The organism is Gracilimonas mengyeensis (assembly GCF_900182705.1).
Lineage (GTDB): Bacteria > Bacteroidota > Rhodothermia > Balneolales > Balneolaceae > Gracilimonas > Gracilimonas mengyeensis.
The window spans coordinates 161,476-176,779 of sequence record NZ_FXTP01000006.1; the positions used below are offsets into that span (position 1 = coordinate 161,476).

Annotated in this window: 10 protein-coding genes and 1 riboswitch; of the genes, 8 read left to right on the forward strand and 2 right to left on the reverse strand. The window is 44.7% G+C overall.

Going from position 1 to position 15,304, the window contains the following annotated elements:
- Nucleotides 1-23: 23 nt before the first annotated feature.
- A riboswitch (TPP riboswitch) is annotated at nucleotides 24-120 on the reverse strand.
- Between the two features lie 275 nt (nucleotides 121-395).
- A complete protein-coding gene (locus FN815_RS08385; protein ID WP_185957223.1) occupies nucleotides 396-1,856 on the forward strand; it encodes a histidine kinase dimerization/phosphoacceptor domain -containing protein in 1,461 nt (486 codons plus the stop codon).
- 74 nt (nucleotides 1,857-1,930) lie between these two features.
- Nucleotides 1,931-3,106 (forward strand): glycoside hydrolase family 26 protein, encoded by a 1,176-nt coding sequence (locus tag FN815_RS08390; RefSeq protein ID WP_142454179.1) that lies wholly within the window; start codon nucleotides 1,931-1,933, stop codon nucleotides 3,104-3,106.
- A 180-nt stretch (nucleotides 3,107-3,286) separates the two neighbouring features.
- On the opposite strand, the gene FN815_RS08395 is transcribed toward FN815_RS08390, so the two are convergent.
- Nucleotides 3,287-4,291, reverse strand: coding sequence for a sugar phosphate nucleotidyltransferase (locus FN815_RS08395; protein ID WP_246075205.1), 1,005 nt, complete (start codon nucleotides 4,289-4,291; stop codon nucleotides 3,287-3,289).
- Between the two features lie 277 nt (nucleotides 4,292-4,568).
- Between FN815_RS08395 and FN815_RS08400 the strand changes: the two genes are divergently transcribed.
- Together FN815_RS08400 and FN815_RS08405 are read left to right on the forward strand one after the other, a co-directional pair.
- Nucleotides 4,569-6,257 (forward strand): UDP-N-acetylmuramoyl-tripeptide--D-alanyl-D-alanine ligase, encoded by a 1,689-nt coding sequence (locus tag FN815_RS08400; protein ID WP_142454180.1) that lies wholly within the window; start codon nucleotides 4,569-4,571, stop codon nucleotides 6,255-6,257.
- A gap of 646 nt (nucleotides 6,258-6,903) precedes the next feature.
- Entirely contained in the window at nucleotides 6,904-8,205 is a 1,302-nt protein-coding gene (locus FN815_RS08405; protein ID WP_142454181.1) for a glucosyl transferase, read from the forward strand.
- 319 nt (nucleotides 8,206-8,524) lie between these two features.
- Here the strand turns inward: FN815_RS08405 and FN815_RS08410 are convergent, their stop codons facing one another.
- Entirely contained in the window at nucleotides 8,525-9,751 is a 1,227-nt protein-coding gene (locus tag FN815_RS08410; protein ID WP_142454182.1) for an FtsX-like permease family protein, read from the reverse strand.
- A 103-nt stretch (nucleotides 9,752-9,854) separates the two neighbouring features.
- Between FN815_RS08410 and glgB the strand changes: the two genes are divergently transcribed.
- From glgB to FN815_RS08430, 4 genes are all read left to right on the forward strand, one after another.
- On the forward strand, nucleotides 9,855-12,056 hold the full coding sequence (gene glgB, locus FN815_RS08415; protein WP_142454183.1) for a 1,4-alpha-glucan branching protein GlgB: 2,202 nt from the start codon (nucleotides 9,855-9,857) through the stop codon (nucleotides 12,054-12,056).
- An 8-nt stretch (nucleotides 12,057-12,064) separates the two neighbouring features.
- Entirely contained in the window at nucleotides 12,065-13,561 is a 1,497-nt protein-coding gene (malQ, locus tag FN815_RS08420) for a 4-alpha-glucanotransferase (RefSeq protein ID WP_142454184.1), read from the forward strand.
- An 81-nt stretch (nucleotides 13,562-13,642) separates the two neighbouring features.
- Nucleotides 13,643-14,461, forward strand: coding sequence for a phosphosulfolactate synthase (locus FN815_RS08425; RefSeq protein WP_142454185.1), 819 nt, complete (start codon nucleotides 13,643-13,645; stop codon nucleotides 14,459-14,461).
- 19 nt (nucleotides 14,462-14,480) lie between these two features.
- The gene (locus tag FN815_RS08430) at nucleotides 14,481-15,284 is read left to right on the forward strand and encodes a glycogen/starch synthase (protein WP_142454186.1); all 804 of its coding nucleotides are present in this window, start codon (nucleotides 14,481-14,483) and stop codon (nucleotides 15,282-15,284) included.
- The last annotated feature ends 20 nt before the right edge of the window (nucleotides 15,285-15,304 follow it).

The window sequence follows — 15,304 nt, forward strand, 5'->3', positions numbered from 1 at the left end:
GCGCAGAAAAACAGCTTCCTAAATAAATAGCAGCGGTGTAATCCCTACGCCGGTATTATCCGGATCAGGTCTGTGGGTATGATCTCAGCCACTCTAAAGGCGGCACCCCTTTCACGCAACTAAAATAAGGTATTTTTAGCGGAGGATTAAATGGTAAGCGGTAAAACTTTTATATAATGCCTGCTGCTTAGTCTGTTACTAATCCGGGTACATTTATGGTGCAAGCTGATGAGTAATTCTTTATGCCTTTTATCACTGAAAACAAATGCCAATAATTTAATTGAATTATATTAAAAAGAATTAATACTTTTTGGAGATGAATTATCTATCTGATTTGGTTGGAGTAAAAATGAATTGCTTAGGCCAGCACATTGCTAATCTGGATGAGGAAAAGGGTGTATAAGAAGTATATAGGCCTTTGTTTAGCTGTAATTACGGTTAATGTTTCCTGCACTAGTTCGGTTCTCTCGCAGGTTGAACAGGACTCAATTTGGACTTTTTCAGAAGTTCGGATGGATGCGGACGGCGATAATGATCTGGATTATTACGGGCGGGAAGTAACCGTAACGGGAATTGCTAATACAGCTACCGGTCTTTTACACGAATATTATCTTCAGGTATTCATACAAAACGATTCGGCAGGAATGTCCATTTTTGCTTACCAGATTAATACTCCCTTTGAAGTGGGAGACAGTTTGGTGGTTAAAGGAAAGATAGAGCGTTATAATGGTCTTACCGAGGTTCACGCCAACAGCTATAAGGTGTACAAAGATGTTGGAAGAGAGCCTGAACCCAAAAGCCTCAAAGATGCAGCAAAAAATCCTGCCAGCCATCTTGGGATGCTGATTGAAGGAGAGGGATGCATCATTGAAAAAGGAAATACATTTAACGGAAAATACTTGCGAATTAAACCTGCTGATGCCGAAGAGAGCATTATGGTATACGTGTCCAATTTTCACCGATTATATGAAGACTTTAACTTTAGCGTACTTAGCGTTGGGGATGAAATCGATATAAAAGGTGTGGTAAGTGAAAGTAATCCGGACTTCCCCGAGGAACGTATCTTCAAAGTGTTTTTGCGAACTCCCGAAGACCTTCAATATGCAGGGCTTCCTCAATTCTATCTTTATTTGGTTGTCGGAGGAGCAGTACTCTTGGGACTTATCATCGCTGGCTGGGTTATAATGCTGCGACGAAGGGTTACAACCGAAACTACTGAGATCAGAACATCCCTAAAAGAGAAAGAGGTGTTATTGCGGGAGATACATCATAGGGTAAAAAACAGTCTTTCTACAGTCTCGGGGCTCATAGAACTGCAGCTTCATGAAACCGATAGCGAAGAAGCTAAAGGCGTGCTGCAAAATAGTAAAAGCAGAATTCAGTCGGTGGCGCTGATACATGATAAGTTGTATAAAACGGAATCTTTGGCCAGGGTTGAATTGGATGTATACCTTCGGGATTTGGTAGAAACCATTCACGAAACTTTTACGGAATATCATGAAGCGGTTGAATTAACCTTTGATCTTGATCCCATTGAACTGGATACCGACCGGGCTATACCTTGCGGGTTGCTTGTAAATGAGTTAGTGGTAAACGCTTACAAGCATGCCTTCAAAAGAGATAAGCAAGGGGTACTTAGCATCCGATTGAAAGTTCGTCGTAACAAGATTCTTCTGGAAGTGTCGGATAATGGTCCGGGACTGCCCGATACTTATTATAAAAGAGACGGAGGTAGTTTGGGTACTTTGCTGGTCGATTCTTTTACCGAGAAGTTAGAGGCCAAGATGGATATCAACAAAGAAGGCGAAGGAACCACCCTTTCCTTTACCTTCCCATTAAAGCCGCGCAGATTCTAGATTGGCTAAAAAAATTTGCCTGCAATCTGTCAATCTTATATTCTCAAACAAATTGAATAAACCTGTTGGAGAATATGGATAAGCTTCTTTCCTTTTTGGTAACACTGATATTGATAACTGGCTGTTCTGGCCCGCAATCACAAAACTCCGGAGAAGCAGAAGTTAGTCTCATCGACAAAAATGCGAATGCACAAACGGTGGCTTTATATAAAAACCTGCACGAGCTTGCCCCGGAGCAAACAATGTTTGGTCACCAGGCCACGCTGGACTATGGCTACACCTGGGCAGGGGAAGAAAACCGCTCGGACGTGAAAGATGTGACCGGCTCGTTTCCGGCAGTATATGGCTGGGATTTTGGTGGCTTTGAACGCTTTGCACGGAATGAGGAAAGCTATCTCGAGAACAAGAAACAACATATGGAATGGGTGAAGCAAGCTTACGAAAGGGGAGGCGTAAATACCTATGCGTGGCATCAGGCAAATCCGGCTACCGGTCGTTCTTTTTATGATACCACAAGTGCTGTGTATACCATCATTCCCGGAGGCGAAAATCATGCATACTACAAAACCGTGCTGGATACATTGGCCTCTTTTTTCCATGATGTCTCACCCATTCCCATAATCTTTCGTCCGTATCACGAGCACAATGGAGACTGGTTTTGGTGGGGTAAGGGCTTGGCTTCTGAAGAAGATTACATTACTCTGTGGCAGTTTACTGTGGACTACCTGATGAATGAAAAAAAAGTGCACAATGTGATTTACGCCTTCTCGCCAGACCGCAGCCGCATGGATTTGGACGGGGGCGAGGAGGCTTATTATTACGGCTATCCCGGCGATGAGTATGTGGACATCATTGGCCTGGATAATTATTGGGACGTTGGTCACCCGGCTAATGATGCTTCTGCGGAAGAAGATTCCATCAACTTTATTCGCAGTCTTGAGCTGGCCACCTCCATTGCAGATAAGAAGAACAAGGTAGCAGCCCTCACCGAAACCGGCATGGAGGCTATACCTGACTCAACCTGGTGGACGGATGTGATGATGGAAGGAATAAACGCGACAGAGCAATCACGCAAAATTGTTTACCTCCAGGTGTGGCGTAATGCCAATTTCGAACGGGAGCAACGCGATCATTACTACGCACCTTATCCAGGGCAAGTCAGTGCGGATGATTTTGTAGAGTTTTATCAAGATGAATCCATTCTTTTTGAGGATGAGCTGCCTGATCTGTACAGCTGGGAAGAAGAGTAAATGGGTATATTATATCTATAAGAGAACTTATAACAGTATCACACAAGGCTAAGCCTTGCATTGCTTTTACTTTTGAAGTACAACCTCAAAAGATCGTTAAGATCACACGCAGGTGAGAAACAAAAAAGCCCCGGAATAAACCGGGGCAAAAAAACTTCAACATTCAAAATTGAATATTCTCTATTCAATATTCAAACTGCTATGATCGCCCACATCCACTTTGCCTTTCACGTTTTTAAGCGTGGTATGGGCGCCGATGGTTGATCCCTCTGTTTCCACTTCATCCAAATCAGCATGATCACGAATAATAGTGTTCTCAATCTTAGAGTTTTTAATCACCGTATCGTTCTCGATGCTTACTTTTGGTCCAACGGTGCTGTTTTCGATTTTCACATTATCCCCGATATACACCGGCGGGATGATTTTTGAGTCGGGATATTTACTTTCATCCACACCATCAAATTCTTTCTCGGTGATGATGCCGGTGGTATCAAGCCAGGCGGGCAGGGTGCCGCAATCCAGCCATTCGTCGACAGTGGCCGTTTTAAATACTTTGCCTTCTTTAATCATTTTATCCAGGGCATCGGTGAGGAAATACTCGCCGCCCGGACCTTTGATGTCGTTATCCAAAACCCACTGGATCTGCTCTTTGAAATAATTGCCATCTTTAAAATAGTACACCCCGATGATGGCCAGATCAGAAATAAATTCTTTAGGCTTCTCAACAAAACCAGTAATGGTATCACCTTCGTGCGTAGCAACCCCGAAACGAGACGGATCTTCAACCTTCTTCAACCAGATTACACTGTCGGCATCGCCCAGTTCAAAAGGCTCCTCGCTGTCAAAAATAGTATCAGCAAAAGCGATGATTACCTCTCCGTCCAGATGTTCTTTAGCGCAGGAAACAGCATGTGCGGTACCTAAAGCTTCGGCCTGCACTTCAAAAAGTGCATTCACGTCTTGCCGTTTACTCATCTCGCGCAGCATGTCTTTGATGTCATCCCCAAAATCTGGTCCCAGAATGTATACTACGTCGGTGATATCACGGTTCAGCGTACGTTTGAACGTTTCTACGAGTCGCTCCACAATCATGGTGCCGGCTACAGGTAAAAGCGGCTTGGGAACAGTATGCGAGTGCGGGCGAACGCGAGTACCCCGTCCGGCCATAGGAATTATTAATTTCATGAGCTTAATCTGTCTTGATTAGTATTTAGGTATTTGTTGGCGATGAATATAGTAAGCCTGCTTTCCGATTTCGACTATTCAAAAAATAGAATTATTTAATAACAGTTCTTAAAGCAGGTCTGGACTTGTTATAATCCTCAGGTAAATGAATAGTTCCGATAGCTTCTTCAGCATTATTTCTATTATGGAACATGAGACTAAAAGAACACTAAAAATCTGCCCCTGTTTATGTATTTTCAGGCCACAATTTTGAAATTTCAAAAACCATCATCTTCGTTTGAACTGGTATTACCTTTTTATTGATATCGGGGCTATCCTGTTCAGCCTCGTTTTTGCCCGCTATACGTGGTATCGTATGCGCTTTTTTCTGCACAACTATCAACAGGTGGGCTATAAGAACAACGAATTTTGGCAGTGGATGAAAAGCCACTGGGATGCTTATATCATTCCTCCGGATATCGCCATTCTCAATATTCTCATTTTTGTTTTTCTTTGGTTTGATGGATGGCTGATGGCCACCTTTACCTACTCGTCACTTAGCGTGTTTTTCCTGGGATTGAGTATCGCGTGGTTTGCTTCGGTGAAACGCTACCGGCCAGAGAAAGTGAAAAAGCCACTGGTGTACACCGCCCGGGTTAAGCGATTCCTGGTACCTTATGTGTTGCTGTCGGTCTTTTTCCCGGCGCTTTTCCTCTACATGAGCTACACTGGCTTCATCCCGTATTACCAGTTGCCTCTGCCCAATTATTTTGTTGGATTTCAGTCGTTTGATTTAGTGATGCTGGTTTTCGGTTGGGCTTTTGGTACCATGATTATCCCGTTCTACGTACTTCTTTCGGGCTTGATTACGAAGCCGGTGGAGAAATACATCCAGAACGGATTCAAGAAACAGGCGCGAAAGAAACTGGCCTCTATGCCTGATTTAAAAGTGGTGGCTATCACCGGCAGTTACGGTAAAACCAGCACCAAATTCATGATTCGTGATTTGTTGAAGGAGCGCTACAACGTGTGTTCCACGCCGGGGAGTTACAACACGCCGATGGGCATTTGTAAAGTCATCAACAACGACCTGCAGTCCAACCACCAGATCCTGATCCTGGAGATGGGCGCTCGTTACGAAGGCAACATCCAGGAGCTTTGCGATATCGCCAAACCGGATATTTCGGTAGTAACTAATGTGGGCGTGGCGCACCTGGAGACTTTTGGCTCACAGGATGTGATTGCCCGGGAAAAAGGGACACTCGTTCGTAACCTGGAAGCCGGCGATGTTGCCGTACTCAATGCCGATGATCCCCGCGTTTCGCAAATGGGCGCCAAGCGAAAAGAGATTACCCGCATCATGGCCGGTTTGAAGTCGGGCGAGATTCAAGGCAGCAATATCACCTATGATACTTCTGGAATGGAATTTGAAGTGAGTATAGGGGATGAAAAAGAACAGTTTAAAACCAGGTTATTAGGCGCACACAATGTCCAGAATTTGCTGCTGGCCGTTGGCGTGGCGCATCATTTTGGCATTCGCCTGAAGACCATGGCGCTGGCGGCTTCCAGGATTGAACCTGTGGAACACCGCCTGGAATTAAAACAGCAAGGCGATTTAGTGGTGATTGATGACGCATTCAACTCCAATCCCGTAGGAGCTAAAAATGCAGTAGAGATTCTGGCGCAGTTTAATTCCGGACAGCGCATCATCATCACCCCGGGAATGATTGAGCTAGGTGAGATTGAAGCCGAAGAGAACAAGAAATTCGGAGCCGCTATCGGACGCGCCAATCTGGATTTGGTGATTTTAGTAGGAGAGGAGCGTGCACAGCCCATCCTGGAAGGCATCCGCGAAGAAGACGGGGCGGCCATGAATGTGCGGGTGGTCAATTCCCTGTATGAAGCCAACGATCTGGTAAAAAAACATGCCCGGGCCGGCGACGTGGTACTTTATGAGAACGACCTGCCCGATGTGTATAATGAGTAGTTGGAATTAGAAATTTTGAATGATGAGTTTTGAATGTTGAATTATTATTCTCCTAATTAACCAAAGAGCTTCCCCGCTTAGCTTGCTCCGAGCATTCGGAGGGCGGGGATTAAGGAGTGGGTAAATGCTGCCAGGGGGATAATTTCATGGTACAGCAGTAATAGAATAAGGAATCATTACGCCTGCCAAATAACTGTGATAGTCATGATGTGTTTGATAAACTGAGATGAGGTGCTTTATCACAGTGAATCAACTTCATCTCACCCATCACAGTTAACACCGTTCTTGCTCGTTATGAACGTCCTCCCGAAGTTATCGCGATAATATCTGTCTGAACCTCTGGTTCAAAACTGTGTATTTGAGGCCTGATTATTCCAACGCAGAGCGTGTGGAACAAGGTGTGTATAATCAGTTCATTGTTTGAACCAGGATTAAAAAGGATGAGTAAGATTTGCAGGATGATCTTCGCACTAAGTCAAAGTGTTTGGGAATAGAACTAAAACCTAACACCTCAAAACTAAAACCTCATACAAATGTAAACGGATAATTTTTGAATTCGGTGAATCAGCCAGTCATCATGCCGAGTTTTCCTTAGATTAAAGACAGAAACAACAAGAGAAGTCAATAATGCCCCAACCGAAAGTCGATGGTAAATAAGAAAAGAGAGTATTGGATATTAGGTGGTTTTATTATGCTGCTTACCCTTGTTTCTGCCTGCGGAATTTTAAGTAGTGATGAAGATAACACCCTGCTAAAGGTAAAAACTATCTCAGCCGTTGAGGTGGCTTTGGAAGTACAGGGAAATCCCGGCGACCAGATTATCATTGCCCGGGGCGGAGAGGAGCGCTACGCCTTCCGTCTCAACCAGCCCGACACCTTGATTTACGAGACCGGCCTGGAGCCCGCAACCTCCTACACGTGGAGCATAACCAACCAAAGCACTATTAACGGTAGGTGGCAAAACCACAAACAGCAAGCCACTACTTTAGATACCACCTCCAGCAACTTCACCTGGCAAACCTTCTCCTTTGGCGAGCATTCCTCCAGCGTGCTCTATGGCGTTTCCATTATTGATGAAAACAACATCTGGGCCGTAGGGGAAATTTATATGAATGACTCGACCGGGCAGGCGGATAGTGATGCTTATAATGTAGCGCATTGGAATGGAACTGAATGGGATTTTAAAAAACTACAATTTTATACGTTTTGTAATCAACCAAATACAGGCTCATATCCAGCTACTTCTGTAATTGCTTTTTCTGAAAATGATCTTAGGATCTCTTCCGCTTCGCAAGTAACACGTTACAATGGCACAGAACAAATAGTGACAGAATGCATTCCGACATCTGTGAACAAACTATGGGGAACAGATAGCTCAAACGTTTATGCCGTTGGAAATAATAGCACAATTTCCCATTACAACGGCCAAAGCTGGCAAAAGATTGAAACGGGCACGGAGCTGGATTTTTATGATATCCACGGGAATGAGCAGCAGGGCGTGGTGGCCATTGCGGCTCGGCAATCGGTAAGCTCGGATAAAGCTATTGTAAGGATAAAAGAAGATCTAACCACCAAACCCCTATCCACTACACCCATTCCGTTCAGTATTAGTGGCATCTGGTTTGATGCTTCTGGAGTAACCTATGTAGTGGGAAGCAGAATTTCTGTAAAGTCTGACATAGACTATACAGGACCTTGGAGAGTTCTTGACAAAAGTGTTATTGATCATCCCTACCTATTTGCTATGGATGCCAATGGGCTAAATGACTTGGTAGCTGTAGACGGATATGGTGAAATAATTCATTTCAACGGGGGCGTATGGACTTTGTACGAGCAGGGAATTGAAGGCAATTTATATGATATAGCTATGAAAGAAAATGCGGTTATGGCTGTGGGTTATGACGGAAGAAAAGCATTTATAACAATTGGCAAGAGAGTAACCAATTAGGGAAGGACACAAGCAATGATTGCAACAAAACCTAAATATTAATTGAAGAGCCATTGCCCTCGTTACGAACGTCTCGTTCGTAATACCTGCCGGAACCTCCGATTCCAAAAATGGTTGTTTGAGCTCTTTCCGTTCCAAAGCAGAGCGTGTGGAACGAGGTGTGTTGGCTATCCAATAGTTTTGAACCAGGATTAAAAAGGATGAGTAAGATTTGCAGGATTATTTATTCCTAATTGGAAAAAGAAATTAGGCCCAAAACTAAAACCTATCACCTTATCCCTCAAAATCTGCAATCTGCAATTTTCAATCTTCAATCACCTTATTCATACCGCACCGCATCCGCAGGCTGCACTTTGGAGGCGCGATGGGCTGGGTACCAACTCGCAAGCACGCACAACAGCAGGCTGGCGGCCAGGATGATGATTACATCGAGCGGACGGATTTGTACGGGGTAGGCATCAATGATAAAGGCGGAAGAGAGCTTAACAAGTCCAAATTTCATTTGGGCCCAGCTTAGCAACAAACCCAGCGAACCGCCGATGCCACAGCCAATCAAACCGATGTAAAACCCTTGCTTGCGGAAAATGTTTTTGATACCGCTCCGGCTGTATCCCATCGACATAAGGATGCCGATATCCCGCTGCTTCTGAATCACAATCATAGTGAGTGAACCGATGATATTGAGCACGGCAACAATCACAATGAGAATGAGAATCACGAAAGAACCCCATTTTTCCAATAGCATCACATCGTAGAGCGGTTTCTGGAGATCGTACCAGGTGGAAATCTCAAAATCGGAGCCCAACATGGTTGCTAATTCTTCTTTTACCTGTTCGGCCTCGTCGTTGTCATGTAGTTTTATATCCAGACCGGATAATTGATTAGGAGAGCGAAAGAGGCGTTGGGCCGCTTCAATATCAACAAAAACTTTGGGTCCGCCCACAATTTGCTGCAGAAAGTAGGAGCCGCGCAAATCAAAGCGGTAGGTGCGGGGCACGGTAATTTGGGTAAGGGCATTTTTCATGCCGGCGGCACTGAGCAGGGCAATGTCTTCTCCGATGCGCAGGTTCAGCCGGTTTTTGAGCTCATCGTGGACGATAATGCCAGGCGTTTGATCGCGCACGGAAATATCAAACACACCGGAACTGATGCTTTGCTGAATATCTACCAGTTGAAAAAAAAGGTCACGCTCAATGCCCTTTACATCCACCACTTCGTTGCGGGCACCGTCCATGGCCAGCAGTGCTTTCCCGTCCATATAAGGAGAGATTACACGCACTTCCGGCAAGGATTCTATTTTTTCCATCACCTCACGGTTTTGAGCAAAAGTAGAGGTGCCGGTGGCTTCAACCCGTACATCGGGGTCGTAGGAGAGCAGGAAGCTTTTTATCACATCAAAAAAACCATTGAAAACAGACAGTACTACAATCAGCAAAGCCGTACCAATGGTGATACCTGTGATGCTGATGAATGTCAGCGTAGAAATGAGTGAAATGTGCTTACGCGAAAATAAATAACGCCGCGCGATGAATCCGGAATTCTTCATATCACCAAAATATAGAATAAGTGCGTGGAAAGCACTTGAATTGGACACTGAGTTTTATGAAAGTTTTAGTATCTTAAGCGCCCCTTCGAATTCAAAAATAGTGATGAGTTCAACGCTTTCTAAAGACATAATAGCTTCAATTTCTGACGGCTCACACGGCGATCCTTTTTCGGTTCTTGGCCTTCATAAAGTGAAGGTGGATGGAAAAACAAAATTAGTGCTTCGGGCTTTTAGGCCAGAGGCTAACGCATTAACGGCTATTGTCGGAAAGAAAAAATATGAGTTAGAGCGACTCTCTGACGAGGGTTTGTTCGAATATGTTTTTGCCCGCCGTAAAAACAAGGTGAGCTACCAGTTAGAGGTAGAACCTTATGATGGCGAGAGCTTTACCATCAGTGATGCCTATCAATACGACTCGCTGATTGATGATTTTAACCTGCAGTTGTGGGGAGAAGGTACCCATAAGAAAGCATATGAATTTATGGGGGCTCATCCGCGCACGGTGGATGGTGTGGAGGGAACCCATTTTGTGGTGACAGCCCCCAGCGCCTCGCGCGTAAGTGTGGTAGGTGGCTTTAACAACTGGGATGGTCGTGTGCACCGCATGCGTAAGTTTCATGATCAGGGGCTTTGGGAGATTTTCATTCCGCATGTAATTGAAGGCGACTATTATAAGTACGAGATCAAGACGCCGGTACAAGATCCGCCTTTGCTCAAATCCGATCCTTTTGCTTTTTATTCGGAGTTGCGCCCCGGCACGGCCTCCATTGTAAAAGATATTGAAGGATATGAATGGGGAGATAAAAATTGGATGGAAAACCGGACCGAGACCCAGGCTAAAGATCAGCCTATTTCGGTTTATGAGATGCACCTGGGATCATGGCGCCGCAAAGTAGGCGAGGAGCCGGGCTTCTTGAATTACCGGGAAACGGCTGACCAGCTGGTGCCTTATCTTAAGAATTTGGGATATACTCATGTGGAGTTGTTGCCGGTTGCCGAGCATCCGTATGACCCTTCCTGGGGGTATCAAATTACCGGCTATTATGCCCCAACCAGTCGTTTTGGCGAGCCGGAAGATTTTATGTACTTCGTGGATCAGTGTCACCAGGCGGGCATTGGTGTGCTTGTTGACTGGGTCCCGGCCCACTTTGCCAAAGATGAACACGGGTTGCGCCGTTTTGATGGTACCGGACTTTTTGAGCATGACGATCCCCGCAAAGGCGAACATAAAGATTGGGGCACCAGCATTTTCAACTTTGGCCGTAACGAAGTAAAGAATTTCCTTATCTCAAACGCCGTGTATTGGTGTGATAAGTTCCATATTGATGGACTGCGTGTAGATGCGGTAGCCTCTATGTTGTATCTGGATTATTCCCGTGATGAAGGTGAGTGGGTGCCCAATGAATATGGTGGCCGGGAAAATATTGAAGCCATCGAATTTTTGAGAAATTTCAATGACTCGGTCCATGAGCAGTATCCCGGTGTGATTACTTTTGCAGAAGAATCTACTTCCTGGGGTGGCGTTTCTAAACCGACTGATACGGGAGGCTTAGGCTTTGACTTTAAATGGAATATGGGATGGATGAACGATACGCTGTCTTATATTGAAAAAGATCCCATCTACCGAAAATACCACCAGGATCAACTGACTTTTTCGTTGATTTATGCTTTTTCCGAGAATTTCATTTTGCCGTTTTCGCATGATGAAGTAGTACATATGAAGGAATCCATGCTGTCAAAAATGCCTGGTGACGACTGGCAAAAGTTTGCCAATGTTCGACTTTTATATACCTACATGTACACGCATCCCGGGAAAAACCTGTTATTTATGGGGGGCGAGTTCGGACAATGGTCTGAGTGGAGTGAAGATCGCTCACTGGATTGGCACCTGTTAGAGTGGGAAAAGCATAAAGGGCTGCAGCAGCTGGTTAAAGACCTGAATGGCATCAACCAAAAAGAAAAAGCCCTGCATGAAGTTGATTTTGACTGGCGAGGCTTTGAATGGGTTGACATCAGTGATGCAGACAACAGTATTATATCGTACATTCGCAAAGCCAAAGACCCTGACGATTTTGTACTAGTGATTTTAAACTTTACCCCTACCGTGCAATATGGATACAAAATTGGGGTGCCCCATGCCGGCGAATACGAAGTGCTGATGAACAGTGATTCGGAATTTTACGGGGGCAGTAATGCCGGAGACAGCCACATCCATGCCGAGTGGGGAGAGTGGCACAATCAAAAAGCACATATATCTATAACCATACCGCCTTTGGCTGGTGTAATATTAAAACCAAAGAGTTAGATTTTTAGATGAGATTTCCACGTTCGTGCGGTTGTTTAGTTCATCCCACTTCTTTTCCTGGAAAATACGGAATGGGAGATTTCGGATTTGAAGCCCGCACTTTTATTGATTTTTTAGAACGCACCCATCAAACTATATGGCAGGTACTTCCGTTAACGCCAACGGGCTACGGCAACTCTCCTTATGCCAGCTATTCTGCTTTTGCCGGTAATGTATATCTGATCAGCCCTGATATTTTACAAAAAAAGGGGCTGCTTAAGGAAAAGGAACTAAAAGAAATTGAGTTACCTGAAGGCACCGAAGCGGCCTACGACGAAGCCTTTGCTAATAAAGACCGCGTATTTAAAAAAGCCTGCGACCGGTTTTATGATAATATGACGGCCAAGGACAAAAAGGCTTTTAATGCATTCAAGAAGCAGAATAAGCACTGGTTGGATGACTTTGTGCTGTTTATGGCCTGTTCGCTGCATTACGATAAACAACCCTGGAATACCTGGGACAAGGACGTCGCACAGCGCAAACCGGCGGCACTGAAGGCTTATCGCAAAAAATTCAGTAAAGAAATTGAGTTTCAGTACTGGTTGCAATTTGAGTTCCACAACCAGTGGATTGCCCTGAAGGAATATGCCAATGAGAAAGGCATTCGTGTAGTAGGTGATATCCCCATTTTTGTGGATCACAATAGTGCCGATGTATGGGCCAACCCAAAATATTTTGAAGTTGACAAGCAAGGCAATCGTGAATTGGTAGCCGGCGTACCGCCCGATTATTTCAGTAAAACCGGTCAGCTTTGGGGAAATCCACTTTACAAGTGGGATGAACTGGAGAAAGACGGGTTTAGCTGGTGGGTTGACCGCTTCCGGCATATGTTTACCATTTGTGATGCCATCCGTGTAGATCACTTCCGTGGCTTTGATGCTTATTGGGAAGTGGAAGCATCCGCAAAAACGGCGGAGAAAGGCGAATGGGTGGATGGCCCCGGTGAGAAGCTGTTTGATACCATTTTGGACAAATGCGGAGAGCTTCCCATCATTGCGGAAGATCTCGGCTTTATGACCGAAGGCGTGCAGAAATTGCGCGATAAGTATAATTTCCCCGGGATGAAAATCATTCAGTTTGCCTTCGATTCGGACTCTGCAAATAGTTTTTTGCCGCACAACTATTCGCAAAACAGTGTAGCTTATTCCGGTACGCACGATAATGACACTGCACTGGGATGGTACCATACAACCAATGAGCAAGAGCGGCACCGTGCGCGCATTTACACCCGTTCATCCGGACAAACCATTAACTGGGAGTTTATTCGTTTGGGAATGCTTTCCGTTTCCGATCAGGCTATATTCCCCCTGCAGGACTATATGGGCCTTGGCAGCGCAGATCGCATGAATATTCCCGGAACTTCGTCGGGCAACTGGTTGTGGCGATACACCAGCAACATGCTTGATAAGGTAGATGAAGAACAAATCAAGCATTTAGCCGAACTGAGTAACCGGCGCAGGAAATAAAATTTTAACTAAAAATTGCCCGATTTCATATACAGGCCGTGTTTTTGTATATTCAGGGCTTAGAAATTTCAAAAGAAATATATGTCGTTTTCATTAAATCATTTACCGAAGCGGACCGAAAAACCAAGGAATGATGGTTTAACGTTGGTTTTGGATAAAGGGTATAGCGTACGTCAGGCCAAAGATTTTGTAGAAGCCTGCTCCAATTATGTAGATATTATCAAATTGGGATGGGGTACGGCCTACGTTACGCAGAATCTGGAAGAAAAAGTGGCGGTCTATCATGATGCCGGCATTCCTGTTTATTTTGGTGGTACTTTGTTTGAAGCTTATGTACTTCGTGACCAACTGGACGGTTATGTGGAACTCATGAAGCGCTATGGAATTGGTCATGTGGAGGTTTCGAATGGCACCATTTGGTTGTCGGACGAGCGAAAGCTGGCTATCATCCGTGAACTGAGCAAAGAGTTTAACGTTCTTTCAGAAGTGGGTAGCAAAAACCCGAACGACATTATCCCGCCTTACAAATGGGTGCGCATCATCGAAAAAGAGCTGGAAGCAGGCGCTGAAAAAGTTATTTGTGAAGCACGTGAAAGCGGAACGGTTGGGGTGTTCAGGCCCAATGGAGAAGTACGTTCCGGTTTAATTGAAGAAATTACCGACCAAATACCCCAGGAAAAACTGATTTTTGAAGCACCTCAGAAAGAGCAGCAGGTATGGTTTATCCGCAAATTCGGCAGTAATGTGAATTTGGGAAATATTCAGCCCGCTGAAGTGATTCCGGTAGAAACCCTGCGTCTCGGCTTACGTGGAGACACTCTTTTGGATTTCTACTCTCTGGATGACGATGAGGACTTAAACAACGTAATGAAAGACAATAAAATCTCTAACGAAGAGTAATCACTGAGAGTACTTATTTATGAAAATACTGTATGTTGCCGCTGAAATCTCCCCTTTTGCACGCATGACTTATACGGCCGATTTACTTCGGTTCTTGCCTGCCTCATTACAAGACAAAGGATTTGAAATACGAATTTTACTTCCGAAATACGGTACGATTAATGACCGTCGTAACCGTCTTCACGAGGTAATCCGTTTGTCTGGTATTGAGGTTGAAGTGGGCGATACCAAAGAAAGTATGAAAATTAAAGTAGCCAGCATTCCCAATGCCAAGCTACAGGTTTATTTCTTAGACAACGACACTTATTTCAAGAGAAAAGGCCTTTTCAGAAAGCCTGACACGGAAGAGTTCTACGAGGACAATGACGAGCGTTTGGCCTTCTACAATAAAGGCGTATTGGAAACAGTTATTAAGCTCGGCTGGGAACCTGACATTATTCACTGTCATGACTGGCCTGCCGGACTGGTGCCCCTTTTGGTACGTACCAAGTACAAAGACCAAGACATCTTCAAGAACACAAAAATTGTGTATAACCTGCATCACCCCATCAACGAAGGGGATTCAGATTCGCAACGTGTACTTGAGTTGCTCGGCCTGCCGGCGGATACCGATATCGACAACCTGACAGAAAAAGGGAAGGTGGATTTGTTGAAACTCGGTCTCAAGTACAGCGATCATGTTGTTACGGGTAATTACCTGAAAGACGAATTTGACGATGTATTCGAAGAGCTGGGAATAACACCTGAGAAAATTCAGGGTTCCCCCGAAGACGTTTCTGATAAGTTTGCAGAATATTACCGGACTATTTCTGACGCTGAATAATCACAGAAAGAGATAAATTA

Coding starts and splice junctions, on each gene's coding strand:
- FN815_RS08390 (WP_142454179.1), top strand. CDS start 1,931: ATGGATAAGCTTCTTTCCTTTTTGGTAACACTGATATTGATAACTGGC.
- FN815_RS08395 (WP_246075205.1), bottom strand. CDS start 4,291: ATGAAATTAATAATTCCTATGGCCGGACGGGGTACTCGCGTTCGCCCG.
- FN815_RS08405 (WP_142454181.1), top strand. CDS start 6,904: ATGGTAAATAAGAAAAGAGAGTATTGGATATTAGGTGGTTTTATTATG.
- FN815_RS08410 (WP_142454182.1), bottom strand. CDS start 9,751: ATGAAGAATTCCGGATTCATCGCGCGGCGTTATTTATTTTCGCGTAAG.
- glgB (WP_142454183.1), top strand. CDS start 9,855: ATGAGTTCAACGCTTTCTAAAGACATAATAGCTTCAATTTCTGACGGC.
- malQ (WP_142454184.1), top strand. CDS start 12,065: ATGAGATTTCCACGTTCGTGCGGTTGTTTAGTTCATCCCACTTCTTTT.
- FN815_RS08425 (WP_142454185.1), top strand. CDS start 13,643: ATGTCGTTTTCATTAAATCATTTACCGAAGCGGACCGAAAAACCAAGG.
- FN815_RS08430 (WP_142454186.1), top strand. CDS start 14,481: ATGAAAATACTGTATGTTGCCGCTGAAATCTCCCCTTTTGCACGCATG.